At 63.9% G+C, this 12,343-nt stretch carries 12 protein-coding genes; 3 read left to right on the top strand and 9 right to left on the bottom strand.

Annotated elements, in window-relative coordinates:
- From AC1DY5_RS22475 to AC1DY5_RS22435, 9 genes are all read right to left on the bottom strand, one after another.
- A partial coding sequence (locus tag AC1DY5_RS22475; RefSeq protein WP_478114917.1) for an ABC transporter substrate-binding protein occupies window positions 1-902 on the bottom strand: 902 nt, incomplete at its 3' end.
- A 147-nt stretch (window positions 903-1,049) separates the two neighbouring features.
- Window positions 1,050-1,340 carry a hypothetical protein gene (locus tag AC1DY5_RS22470; RefSeq protein ID WP_478114915.1) on the bottom strand — a complete coding sequence of 97 codons (291 nt, stop codon included), beginning with the start codon at window positions 1,338-1,340 and terminating at the stop codon, window positions 1,050-1,052.
- Window positions 1,337-1,534, bottom strand: coding sequence for a hypothetical protein (locus AC1DY5_RS22465; protein ID WP_478114913.1), 198 nt, complete (start codon window positions 1,532-1,534; stop codon window positions 1,337-1,339). The genes AC1DY5_RS22470 and AC1DY5_RS22465 overlap by 4 nt, the downstream gene beginning before the upstream one ends.
- Complete coding sequence (locus AC1DY5_RS22460; protein ID WP_478114911.1) at window positions 1,527-5,024, bottom strand: hypothetical protein; 3,498 nt, start codon at window positions 5,022-5,024, stop codon at window positions 1,527-1,529. The genes AC1DY5_RS22465 and AC1DY5_RS22460 overlap by 8 nt, the downstream gene beginning before the upstream one ends.
- Window positions 5,025-5,832: 808 nt before the next feature.
- Window positions 5,833-6,924: a hypothetical protein gene (locus AC1DY5_RS22455; protein WP_478114909.1), complete on the bottom strand. Its 1,092-nt coding sequence runs from the start codon at window positions 6,922-6,924 to the stop codon at window positions 5,833-5,835.
- A 374-nt stretch (window positions 6,925-7,298) separates the two neighbouring features.
- A complete protein-coding gene (locus AC1DY5_RS22450; protein ID WP_478114907.1) occupies window positions 7,299-8,141 on the bottom strand; it encodes an RNA-guided endonuclease InsQ/TnpB family protein in 843 nt (280 codons plus the stop codon).
- A 136-nt stretch (window positions 8,142-8,277) separates the two neighbouring features.
- Complete coding sequence (locus AC1DY5_RS22445) at window positions 8,278-8,577, bottom strand: helix-turn-helix domain-containing protein (RefSeq protein ID WP_478114905.1); 300 nt, start codon at window positions 8,575-8,577, stop codon at window positions 8,278-8,280.
- Window positions 8,578-8,780: 203 nt separating this feature from the next.
- The gene (locus AC1DY5_RS22440; protein ID WP_478114904.1) at window positions 8,781-9,395 is read right to left on the bottom strand and encodes a hypothetical protein; all 615 of its coding nucleotides are present in this window, start codon (window positions 9,393-9,395) and stop codon (window positions 8,781-8,783) included.
- Window positions 9,396-9,538: 143 nt separating this feature from the next.
- On the bottom strand, window positions 9,539-10,393 hold the full coding sequence (locus AC1DY5_RS22435) for a DEAD/DEAH box helicase family protein (protein ID WP_478114902.1): 855 nt from the start codon (window positions 10,391-10,393) through the stop codon (window positions 9,539-9,541).
- 190 nt (window positions 10,394-10,583) lie between these two features.
- On the opposite strand from AC1DY5_RS22435, the gene AC1DY5_RS22430 reads away from it, so the two are divergent.
- From AC1DY5_RS22430 to AC1DY5_RS22420, 3 genes are all read left to right on the top strand, one after another.
- Entirely contained in the window at window positions 10,584-10,808 is a 225-nt protein-coding gene (locus tag AC1DY5_RS22430; RefSeq protein ID WP_478114899.1) for an RNB domain-containing ribonuclease, read from the top strand.
- Window positions 10,809-10,935: 127 nt separating this feature from the next.
- Window positions 10,936-11,943, top strand: coding sequence for an RNB domain-containing ribonuclease (locus AC1DY5_RS22425; protein WP_478114897.1), 1,008 nt, complete (start codon window positions 10,936-10,938; stop codon window positions 11,941-11,943).
- A 68-nt stretch (window positions 11,944-12,011) separates the two neighbouring features.
- Window positions 12,012-12,134 (top strand): hypothetical protein, encoded by a 123-nt coding sequence (locus AC1DY5_RS22420; protein ID WP_478114895.1) that lies wholly within the window; start codon window positions 12,012-12,014, stop codon window positions 12,132-12,134.
- Window positions 12,135-12,343 lie beyond the last annotated feature (209 nt).

The following is a 12,343-nucleotide window of genomic DNA, read 5'->3' as shown; positions in this document are numbered from 1 at the left end:
GGATACTTGGCCACGAGAAACTCGCGCAATGTCTGCATTCCCGCAAAGGTCGGCCGTGGAATCTTTTGAAAGACCGGCACATGATAGGCGTACAGGTCCTCCATCGCCTTTCGGTCGTCAATCTTCACGTAACGTTGGAGTAAGGGCACCACGATGTCTGGCTGCGTCTTGAACAGGTGAATAGTCTCCACGAAGCCTTGCATGACATTCATCACGAGCTGCCGATTGGAGGCGATCAATTTGCGAGTAGTCGCGAATATCGATGGCGCATCAAAGGCATCTATCGGGAAGGCATTCCACCCATGTTGTGCTTGACCACTAAAGCGCAAATCGATTGGAAGCGCGCCCGCATCGATATCTCCGGCGGCCAACGCCGCGTAGATTCGATCGAATTTCACCAGCGGCAAAAAGGTCGCAGTGGCACCCGCCTTTTCGATCGTGATCCGCGCCGCCACGCTCGTCTGCCCGGTCTCGGTTAACACGCCAACCTTTTTCCCGGCAAGCTGTGCAAGTTCGGTGATTTCCTTTCTGGTCATGACAAACGATTTGGGAAAGTCTGAAGTCGGCGTCGCCAAGATCACGACATCATGGCCTTTGAGAACTTCTTCAGCGACCGGCACCGTTCCCGTGTGCGCGAACTCCCAATCACCGCGAACGAGTCCGGCTGCAGCCTCCGGTCCCCCCACCGCAATCGCCGGCAAGGTCAAGTCGATACCTCGTTTTCGGAAAGCGCCTGTTTCGGCTCCGAGCCACGCCGTACTTTGCCAAATGGCGAGCAGCCCGGTTGCGACTCGAACATTTTGAGAAGCTGTCGTTGAAACCTCTGCCCAAGCGAAATGCGGCCTCGCAATTGCGGCCGCGCCCGCTAGGAAATGCAAGAACTTACGGCGGACAAGGTTCATCTCATCCTCCAAACCGCATTCGAGAATTCGAGAATTCGAGAATTCGAGAATTCGAGAATTCGCATGCTACGCCGCGCGCAGCGGGACGCCAAGTATTGAGAGCTGCGGGCCCAAAACGGCTGTACGCCCCTGCTCCCGCACACGCGACTAGATGCGCATGCGTTCGGTCGTCTCGTCCGCGTCGTCCGACGGTGTGGCTTCGCTGACCACGTGGTCGGGTCCATGTAGCTCCAGATACCGGCGCGCCACAACCGCCTCAAGACGGTCGCGCAGGGCCAGCTCAAGCCCGATGAGGTCTGCGACGCTATCGCGCGTCGGGCCCGCTTCGCCCGCATCCGTGAGTTTCAAATAGACGTTTTCGGCGATGCGAGTGGGGGTGACGCCGCGGCCGTCGACCGCCGCAAGGGACAGCGCCCTGAGCAGTTCGGAGTAGCTCAAGGTGATCTGAGAGCCTGGCGCTGGCGCGGGACGAGTCGGGCCGCCGGCGGCTGAGCCCTGGTGCGAAGCATTCCGGCGCGCGCGATGCGATCCAGCCGCCGCTGCAGGCCCATGCGAGCCGAATGAAGGTCGTCCTCGGGCGTCCACTGGCGAGTGCCGTAGTCGATCGCCTGGCTCACYTTGTCTTCAACCACGAGGKGCCTCCGCTGTTTCAAGCTCTTCCTGTTCCACCGTTTCCGCTGGAKCMTCTTCCACAGGGGCTGGCATTCGCGCGCCGACCTCACCCAGARAGCCCGTCATCTGCAGCTTCGAGTTGATGTACAGGAACTTGTCCGGGTCCGTGTAGTGGGTCCTTGGACGGATGAACCGGTAATAGGCGCTGACACCCCCGCGAGCGATCTCGATGCCGCCTTCGACGGCGCCTCGGACTTCGGCTGCGATGGGCGACTTCCTCGACACGACGATGGTGTCCGCGATCGCGTCGACCAGGGGATCGTCGATGCCTCGGTACGGCTCCTGCATGACCAACTTCCCGTCGACAACGCGCGTGCGGGCGATCGGTGGGGCCGACGATTGAGGGACCGCCTTGCGTGGCACCTTGATCAATGCCGAGGTGACGGGATTGCCCACCTGCAGTTCGACGACCACGTGACCGGTCGGGATCTCTTCGTCAGGCTTGCGAGCATCTGCCCATTCCTCCCGCGTGTAGCGGCTGCCGGCGGGCAGATCCTCGTGCGGCCACACATCCACCTTCGGATAGGTGACCGGAATGCCGTCCGCGTCGTAACGCGGCTCGTCGAAGAGCTTGGAGAAGTCCTGGTGCTGRCCGTTCGCTCGCGCCTGGTCCGGTGACAGCCGCGCCGGCCCGCYAARGCCCAGRGGCTGAGCWGRAGGGGCGACCACTCTGCGCACGGGMGCGAAGCCAACGGCTCCCSATGCCGGTGGCGWGGACGATACGGCRGGAGCCTGGCYGSYGCGKGSCGYCGCCGGCGACGCGGGACGGTTGAATCCGAAGCCGCGGCTCAGGCCTGGGGCCGCTGAGGCGCCGAGCTTCGGGCCGCGCGCGAACGCCAAGACGGGCGCTGGGCRCGAAGTGGCTGTGGAGATACCTGCAGCAGGAGGCGCGTGAGCACGTGGTGCACTGGGCGCCTGCTCGGCGCTGGACACCAAGGGGCTGGACACAACCACCCCCTCGCCTTCGGCGAATGAATCGAGGAACCCGTCGTCCAGGTCCGGCATGCCGGCTGGCTCCGCGTGAGATCCGCTCCACGAATCCAGCAGATCCGGGGGAATCACACTGGTTGCGATCCGACCTACGTCCGCCGGCGCGCTCTGGGCGACCACGTGCGGCTCGGAGGGTGCCACAGGTGCGGGATCGATCACGGGATGGTTCGCGCTAATCTGCAGCGGTTCCTTGTTCTGGGCCTTGCGAGCCTTGCTCAAGAGGGAACGCTTCGACATCTTCTTTCCCGCTTCCGCGGCGGAGACGGCGAAGGATTCGTCGGGGCTCAGATCGGCAGAAGGAAGCGGGTTCATGGTGGACGCCTTGTTCGTTTGATTGTCCCGCATCTGGCCTAAGACACGGACTAATGTTATTGCGACGTTCTCCGACTCGACCGAGAACGGCGAGTCGGCAAAGTCCACGGAGCCCACCAGGTCACTCACCACCACCCCCACGCCACCCGGGCCTGCTGACGCGAGCCCGTCGAGGACGTCGGACGCACCAGCGCGCTCGGCAGCCTTTCGGAGCAGGCGTTCCAACGTCACATTCATGCCCCCCAGTCCGTCCGCTCGCGCGATGCGCGCTTGCTCGACGGCGGTCGCCGCGCTGCGCTCGATCTCTTGGTTGAATGCTTTTGTCTTCACGTCGAGCCAGGCCTGCACGTCTTCTGCTGCGCCGTCCCCGACATATCCATTCTTGCGAAGCCCCGCGATGAACCGGGCATGCTTCCTTTTGGCGTTGAGCTGGTTCCGCGCCTCGAGCTCCTCCGGGCTGAGCTCATACGCTTTCAGATAGGCCCTTGCGGGCGCCTTGCCTGACTTTCGGACTTCTGCGATCGCCGCTTTGTCGTCATGCCGGCGAAGGAAGTTCCGGACCGTGTTCGGGGCGAGGTTCAGTTCCTTGGCGATCGAGGCGCAGACCTTCTGCTCAGGAACCGATGCATCGCCATTCTTCCGCGCGGTGGCGAGTTCGTCCCGCATGCGCAGCGCCTGGTCATTCCAGGAAAGTCGCGCCTCCCGACGCTCTGCGCGGCCTTCAACTTTGCGATCGGCGCGAGCGCGCTTCTCTTTCTTGTCGATCAGCGTGCGCATGTCGCGCATCTCATCGCTGGTGATGCCAAAGACGTTGATGAGGTAGTCGTTCGATGGCGTGTATTTCGGATCCCATTGGCCGCCGGCGTGCCCAACCCGGTGACCGGCTTCGCTCGCCTTGATCCTGTTGACCAGCGTCTCCAGCGCGCCCGACTTCTCGGGATGCTCGAACCCGCGAGGGCCAGGCAGATCTGCGCCGTCAAACGCCCGCATCAGGCCGTCGATCTCACGGTAAACGTTGTTCGAGTTCACGACGCGGGCCTGTGCCAGGAAGTTGACCATCCAGAGCATGGTCAGGTCTCGAGAACCCTCTTGAACGCCCGTCGCGCCAGAGGCCTCGGCACGCCGCCGCATGAGATCCCGCAGGTCAAGGAAGCGATTCCACGCCAGCGAGACCCCGGAGAAGCCGTTGCCCTTCGCTTCGGCCTTCGCCTTTGCCTCGAGGTCGATGCGCGGAAGCCGCGTGGTTCCGAACTCATTGAGAAAGCCGAGATCACCGCGCGCGCCTGGCGGAAGAATGAAATCTGGCACCGCGCCGCTGCGGCCGGCCAGGTGGGCAACCTTTGCCCCTGCTTTCTTGAGCGCCTTGGTGGTCTCGAAGTCCAGCAGATTGACCGCTTGCCAGAGCGTCTCGAACGAATGGCGCTGACCACTGTCCCACACGACCCCGACGAGCGCATTGTTCGCGCGGCTCTCGGCCACCTTGCCGTTCACCGTGTTCACGACACGGAGGACCCGTGCTGCGTCGGTCGCTTTCACGTCGGCGCCAAGATCCACAAACAACTGGCTCAGTGAGCGCTGCACCTGATTCCAGGCAGGCAGCAGGCTGTCAGGCACAGGCTTGTCGAGGAGCCATTTCAAATAGAGGCCGCGGCCGGAGGAGACGATGTGGCTCGGGGCTGGAATCCCTGCGAATTGCGCTCGAGCAACAAGCTTTTCAACGAACTCCGAGTTGGGGTCGATTCCCTCGTTGTAGCAATCGAGATCGACCCATGCCACCTGGAGCGACTTGACGTTCGAGATCTGGCGCGACCTCTTGCTCGCATAGAGGGCGCCTCCCACATAGAAGTCCGGAAGGCGCATCTTCTCTGCGGCAGCAATCACCTCGTTGAGCTGGCTGAGGTGGTAGCTCCGCTGTGGCTTCCCGACGCCGGGCCCCAGGTTCAAGATCGTGAAGAACCCACTGCGCGAGAGCTGCTCCATCGACTGGCCATCGACTCCGAGTGCGCGCGAGGTCTCGAGCACGCCTCCCATCGGCAGGTGCGCCAAAGAGGTGGTCGCACCGACCTCTCGGTCGAGATTCTCGTCTTCAAATAGGAGGCCGCTGTTCTGCACTGCTCGTCGCAAATGAACGAGCGCCGGTGGCCGCATGGGCCAGCCTTCGAGAATGCCGCGGCCCGAGGGCCACACTCAACTTTCAACTACCGCGCCGAAAATCCCCTGATGGGCACAGGTTATCTCGCCGGCCAGATCAGGCTGCCGAAATCTCCTCTTGGTAGAGACTTGGTAGAAGTCTGGTGGATGTCGTGTTGGATTGCGCTGCGCAACGACCTAAAGGCAGACGAACATGACGTCGACGGCTTCAAAAGGGTGGCCTCGCGTTGACACTTGGCAGATGCATCTACCATCATCGCGCCAAGTTTAGCCCTTTGGTGTTTTTCACACTCTGGTGGCGGCGCGGTTTGTTTGGTAGGTGCATCTCGGTGTCCTTCTTCAATCCTGCTGTTACCTGGTACTGAGAAACTGCCCTTAGGCATCTTCCTCGGTACTGAGGCAGCGGTTGAGTTTGGATGCGAGGCTCTTCGGATTTCGTTTCAGTCTTGATCGGTGATCAGGTCACCCGCAGCGAGCATTCTTGGATTGATCCGGTGCTCGCTTTATTTGCCCTTCCGATTCCTGGACTCGCCTGATGGCAGGCGCACTCTCAACCCCGTAGAGCACCTAGCGCATCGGCCGAAGCCGCTTTGCGCACCGTGCTTGGCAGCCTGCTCACCTGGTGTGGCAGCCCGCCTTGATCTGTCTCAGAGCAGCCCCCGAAGGGGCTGTTTGGCTTCATCATTGCCGCTCTACGACTTCAATTCAAACATTGTTTTTGAACCGTTTTACATTTGTTTCAGACTTTTAATGCGTAGTTATACAGCTAAAGGTTGAGTTCGCGACGCCGCTTGTCGCCGAAGGCTCAGCGCGGGACGTCTGCGGCCGGACCTTCGTCGTCGAGCGGCGGCACGGCCAGAACGTAAGGCTGGCCATTCACCTTCACGTCGCTGGCGGACATCGCCGTGCGGGCCTTGAGCGATTGCGGCACAAGCGCCAGCACCTTCTCCGCGTTCTCCGCGCTGTCGGCCACGACGGTGAACGACTCCACATGCGTGTAGGTCACCGTGTCGCCTTCCTGGCGGCCGGTAAGGGCGCTGTAGAGCGTTTCGTGGCCCGGAGCGGGATACGCGACCTCGCCTGCCACTACCGTGGTCACAGGCCTGCCGGCAACGGGCTGCGGGATGCCATTCAGCTCGCGTGCATATTCGTCGTAATCGTCGTCGCCGCCTTCCATCATGACGCGCAGTTCCTTCGGCTCCGCGATCTGCACGGTGAACGTCTCGCCACCGACGCGGGCAACTCGAGCGACCGCTTCGCGAGCAATTCGGGCTTCGTTGGCCAACGCGAACTTGGTCATGGGATTGGCGGCCGCGCCGACGTTCGCGTAGAGCTGCTCCCAGCGGGCGCCGCTCAGATGCGCGAGAGTCGCCTTCAGAGGGGCGGCGAGTTCAGTCGGAACCGTGATCGTCACCGTCTCCGGCATGCCGCCCATGGCCAGCATAATGTCGCGGCGTTGCTGGTCCGTGCCCTCGCCTGGCTCGGCGCCGTCGACCAGTTGCAACAGGTGGATGGACGTCAGCAGCGGGTCGGTGCAGAACTTGCCGTCTTCCATGCGCCCGAAGACGCCGCCGAAGACCTGGCCTTCACGACCGCCGCTCGGCAACATGATGGTGATCTGCTCGGTAGCAGGGGCTGCGACTTCACCGGTCACGCCGTCGGCCGTCTGGGCGGTGTCGTTCGTGGACTGGACCGGCACAGAGTTGGCGGGCGTGCACAGGTGCTCCGCCGCGGTGGTCAGGACGGCAGTGGTTGCAGCTGGCATCGTGGCAACGGCAGCCGAAGCTACGGTGGCAGCCGGTGCTGCAGCGGGAGCCGGCGCGGCGGCGGCGGGGCGCGCGAATCCGAAGCGGAGGGGCGGCTTGGTGCCGACGGTTTGGGTGGCTGGATTCGTCATGATGCTGTCGCTCCTGGTGAATGGCTGTTGGTGATGCCGTGTTGCTGAAGGGAACTGGATCAAGCGCGGGGCGCCTGGTCGGACTCGGGTGTTTCGGACGGGGCTGCGGCGCGCGAGCGGATTAGCTCACCGATGGCTTTGACGTCGGGCTGAACGTGCAAATGATCCACCAGGTCGCCGTCTGGGAGCGCGATGAACTGGTGCTCCACCTCGCCGTCGAGGACGTTCTTGTAGATGTAGGCCCGCGGCGCAGACCCTCGATCTGTTCGTCGCTCACGCCGGCAGGCCGAATCTCGACCAGGCCCTCATCTGGATCCATGTTGACATCCACCCCGCCCTGAAGGACGAGGATTCCTGCTGAGGCGGACTGCGCTTTACGCACAGGCCACTCCTTCGGAGGGTTCCTGCTTCACAGGGGCTGCGTGCTTCGTCCTTGCGGACCCTGCGCGTCTGACCGCCCCTTCACAGGCATCGGGCTTCGTTCGAGAAGCCCAGACCGCGTGCCCCGCGGCCAGAATTTTCTTTGCGGCGTTGATGTCCGCATGCTCTGTGTGGCCGTAGGCCACGCAGGCGAAGAGCGCTTGGCTCTTCCTGTTTTCGGCCGCCTCATGTCCGCAGACGCGGCACGTGCGGCTGGAGTAGGCCGGATTCACGGCCAGCACCTGACCGCCGTGCGCGGCCAGCTTGTACTCGAGCTGGAGCCTGAGCTCGCCCCAGGCTGCATCGAGGATGCCGCGGTTGAGGCCGGCCTTCTGGCGCACGTTCTTGCCTGGCTTCGCGACACTCCCGCGCGCCGAGGCGCTCATCGCAGCGATGCGCAGGTCCTCGATCGCGATGACGGGATGCTCGGCCGCCAGGCCGCTGGTGAGTTTGTGCAGCCAGTCGTTGCGCTGCTGAGCGATGCGCCTGTGCAGCGCGCGCAGCTTCACGATCGCCTTCTTGCGGTTGCACGAGCCCTTGACCTTGCGGCTGACACTGCGCTGGTAGCGCCGCAGACGCCGCTGCTGCGCCTTCATCGCCGCGAGCGGCACGATGAGTCGCCCCTCGGAAAGGCCCGCGAAGTTGGCGATGCCCAGGTCGATGCCGAGCGTCGGCGCGACGCCGGCCGCTGGCAGCACGCTGGGCTGAAGCGTCTGGATCGCCACATACCAGCGGTCCCCCTCACGGGTGACGCTGGCATTGCGCAGCTCTCCGGCGACCTCCCGGCTCATGCGCATGCGAACCCATCCGAGCTCGGAAGCTGGAGGCGCCCATTGAGCGCGTCCAATTTGAATTGCTTGCGGTCCGGAAAGCGAATGCCCGGCTCCTCGCCCCGCTTCTTGAAGCGGGGGTAGCCGGGCTTCTTGCCCGCCTTCACGTTCGCGAAGAAGGTCTGGAACGCAGCATCAGGCGCTTCAGGACCTGCTGCTGAGGATGCACCGGGCCTTCCCGCAACCACGACGTCTCTGACGCGTTGCGCCAGGCCGTGAGCCAGCCGCACATGCTCGCATAGCCTGCGTACTTCTCGCCGCGCTCGCGACGAGCCTGCTGCTCGGCCAGCGCCCGATTCCAGAGCCAGCGCATCATGCCCGCGTAGCGCCGTAGTTGCGCCGCCTGCGCAGGGCGCGGGCGAAGCTGGAAGCGGTAGGCTCGGAGGGACGAATCGTTGGACACTGCGAATCAGTATGGGGAAGCACCAGCGCAACGCGCAAGGTCGCGAAGCAAAATACCTGCTTTCCTTCCCCGCCCTGAAGGACGGGGCTTGACGCAAATTCTGGTCATGGAATCAAGCTGTGGGGCGCGCCGCGCCGGCGCCGTTCATGAGTTCGAGTGCGCGCATGCGCTCGGCCTGCAGCGTCGGGAGCCACTGCTCGGTCTCATCGTTGAGTCGGCAGATTCCACGGGCCCGGGTGATTCCGACGTACAACAGGTAGGTTGACCTCCTGCTGGGTTGCCTGGGAAAGCTCGCCCGTCTCGCAGATCTCCTTCTCGGCTTCGAAGAGGAACTCGAAGTCGTTCCCGATGCGGACGCAGTCCCACTCCATCCCCTTCGCCTTGTGCAGCGTGGTCAGGGTGAGCTCGGCCGCCGCCGGATCCTTCACCTCGTTCTTGATGACCTGGGCGACGAGCTGAGGGATCTTGTGCTCGTGGCGCTCCACGACCTTGATCAGCATGCGGGTCTCGGCGTCGCGCGACGATTCTGAGTAGTCCATGAACTCGTTCCACGAGCGGAAGCGCTTCATGAACGGCGAACGGACCGCGTGCAGTGAGCGCGCCCAGATGTTGTAGGCGTCGGTGATCACGTCCAGGTTGTAGTTCTGGACCCCGCCGAGCCAGTGCACGCCGCGGCCCTGGCGGGAGACGGCTTCTTCGAACAGGCCAGAGTTCGTGCGGGTGAGCAGCGTGGACTGGCGGCCCCAGCCGGTGTCCTTGCCCATGCCCTGAATCACGATCGACTCGCCCTTCAGGTTTTGGAGGATCTTGTTGGTCACGTCCGCAGTCCTGGGCCCGAAGCGCCAGGTGCGCGGCATCGTGACCACACGGCTACCCTCGATCGCGCGAAGGTTCTGCATGGCGTTCGTCGCGCCGCGGAAGCCGAAGATCGACTGGTGGCGGTCTCCGATGGCCAGGAGCCTCAGTGATCGAGCTGCGCCATCACCAACTGCTCGGTGAGCGGATTCGTGTCCTGGGCCTCGTCGAGGATCATGCAGTCGTAGTTCAGGCGCGGGCCCGACATCGTCCAGAGCTTCAGGTACGTGTCGTGGGTTACCGGCATCGTGGAGCCGGGCGCGATGATCTTCTTCCAGGCGCCGCGGGCGTGATCCAGCACGAGGCCCTGCTCCAACGGCGTCAGTCCCCAGTCGGCCACAGCCTCCAGGTGAGACTCGTTGATGTCGGGGTCGATGCTCGAGTAGAACGAAGTCAGCGTCTTCCCGATGCAGCCCGCAATGCGGTTCCCCACACCGAGCTGCTCGGCGATGTCGCGCGGCCGCCAGGACTTGACGAGTCGTCCTTCGAACTTGTGCCCGATCGCCCTGAAGGCGAGGCTGTGGACGTTGAAGACGTCCACGTTCGAGGGGAACCGCTGGCGCGCCTCGTCGGCGTTGGCCCGGCCGAAGAACAGGTAGACCAACTTCTCACGCGGTCGCGCAGCGGCGTACCCGACGGCGGTGGTCGTCTTGCCGGAGCCGGTGACAGCCTCCCCGATCACGGTGTTGTCCTTGGCGTCGATCAGCTGCTGCTGGTTCTCGTCGTACTTGACCTCGCGCTTCGGGCCGGTGACCGGCCGCGGCGTCGAGACTGCGGCGGCCTCGGCGGCGGCTCGGGCGGTGTTGAACGAGAAAGCATGCGCGCGCGCCGTCTGATCGAACTGATAGCGCAGCGTGCGAGCTCGCTCGGGAGCGGATGTGCCCCCGCCCGCCAGTTGCTCTGCGGCCCGCGCAGGAATGCCAGGCCCTACGGATCCGGGCGGAGGGGGAAGAATCGCCATGGTGCCCTCAGTGTGCGTGAGATGTCAGAATGCACGGGATTCTTTTGTTTGCTTTAGACTTTAGATGTGCTGTAATTTTTTTGTGCCGCAACAATACTCGAAACTTCGATATTCGACTTTTTTTTGTGGGAGTAGCCTCCAGACGGGTTGCGCCCTTGACGGCCCACCGCCCTTCTGCGCACACTCCTTCATGCACAACGACATCGCCCTTTTCACCATCGATGAGCTCCATTCCCCCGACCTGGACGATGCGATCGGCGTCGCGAGGACGAAGACAGGCGGGATCGATCGCGTCTCGATCGCGAATCCGTCTGCGGTCGTGGTGATCGGGAGCGCAGAGGACCTGGCCGCGCGCAAGCAAGGGGCAACGATCCATCGAGGACGCCAGGCCACGCAGCCCATGCTGCCGCGCTAGAGCTAGATCTCCGAGCTGCAGTCAACGCTGACCGCCGGCGATCTCCGATCCGCGATGCAGATCGACTCGAGCTCGACCTGGCCGGCCGGCCGGCTTTGCGATACCCACCTCCCTGGGCGAGGTCACCGTGGCGCAGCGGCTCTCATATAGAGAGGTTCCGGCGATCGCCGACAACAAGACGCACGAGCTGCACTTGCCGATGTTGAATGCGATCGCAATCGCGAGAGGTTTCCTGAAGCAGCGCCGCGCGCGAGGCGCCCTCGCCTTCCTCGGCCAGCAGCAGATGCTGCTCACCGACGAGGAGGGTCGTATCCGACACTACGACGCCAGCGAGATGGTCGGGCACATCCTCGTGCAGGAAATGATGATCGCGGCCAACTCGGCGGTGGCAGAGTTCGCCGCCAGGAGCAACATCCCGTTCCTCTACCGCTGCCATGAGCCTCGGATCTCGGCGCCCCGCGGCGTAGCCGCGACGGAGTCGTTCGAGGCCTGGATCGCCGGCGGACACGCCACGACTGCGGCCGCTGCAGAGCGGCTGAACCTCATCGCCCAGAAGGCGCGCTACACGAGCACCCTCACCGGCCACTTCGGGCCTACGCCCACATCACCTCGCCACTGCGGCGAGGGTCAGCTGCTCCACAGTGGCCACCGATCTGAGGAAGAAGGCTGCCGAGCAAGCCGCCTCACTCCTCGAACTGCGCGATCTGATAAAGGTTTTCGGCCGCTGGCCAGCGTCGACGAGGCGCTGGCGCCCTCCCCGGCCGCGGCGCCGACCGCCTCTCCGGTGCCCACCAGCAATCCTCAGCTTCCGATTGCCAAGGGCGCTTTGCTCGAGCACTGCCAGAAGAGGAAGCTGGGCACGCCGACCTTCACCAGCACGTCGGCTGGGCCTTCGAATGCGCCTACCTACGTCTGCGTGGTCGAGCTCGCAGTGACCGATAGCCGTGTGACCGCGCGTTCTCCCGAGTCCTCCACGAAGCGCCAGGCCGAAGCCCTTGCCGCGGAGGCGCTGCTCGAGCAGTTGCTTGTGAGCGCACCAGGAAGCAAAGGTAGGGACGTTGCGCCGGCGGCGCCTGCCGCTCGATCTACCCCTGGCGACCAGGTGGCCCCCATGCCGGTCCAGTACCGGACATAATCAACCCTGGCCGCCCCCCCTATGAGTTCGTCGAGATCTCGAAGACCCCGAGCTCGTTCGAGTGCCGAGTGTCGCTGGTACCCGCCGACGGCCCAATCGAGATGCGCGCGACGGACACCACCAAGCAGGGATCGAAGGGCGCTGCTGCGGCCCTCGCGCTGAAGCACATCACCGCAGCCGTCGCAGCCTAAGGGCGCGTCCGCAACCACCCGCCTCGGACCGGGCGCGCCCAGGCCGCGGCCGTTCTCGGACCAACCCAGATCTTCGGCACGCTGTCGCAGAACTGTGCAGCTTTCCATCAGAAGGCGCTTCGTCGGCAAGAGGCACATTGTTGCGGTGATTGTTTCGCCGAGCAACAATGCGCGAAACAATGCGCTGATCCGTTTGTCCCTCGCGGAGC

It is taken from the genome of Variovorax sp. P4_D9 (assembly GCF_056401695.1).
This window is presented reverse-complemented; position numbering and strand designations above follow the sequence as displayed.

What these genes read in the sequence shown, in the direction of transcription:
- AC1DY5_RS22455 (WP_478114909.1), bottom strand. Translation starts at nt 6,924, where the DNA reads ATGACGAATCCAGCCACCCAAACCGTCGGCACCAAGCCGCCCCTCCGC.
- AC1DY5_RS22450 (WP_478114907.1), bottom strand. Translation starts at nt 8,141, where the DNA reads ATGCGCATGAGCCGGGAGGTCGCCGGAGAGCTGCGCAATGCCAGCGTC.
- AC1DY5_RS22435 (WP_478114902.1), bottom strand. Translation starts at nt 10,393, where the DNA reads ATGGCGATTCTTCCCCCTCCGCCCGGATCCGTAGGGCCTGGCATTCCT.
- AC1DY5_RS22430 (WP_478114899.1), top strand. Translation starts at nt 10,584, where the DNA reads ATGCACAACGACATCGCCCTTTTCACCATCGATGAGCTCCATTCCCCC.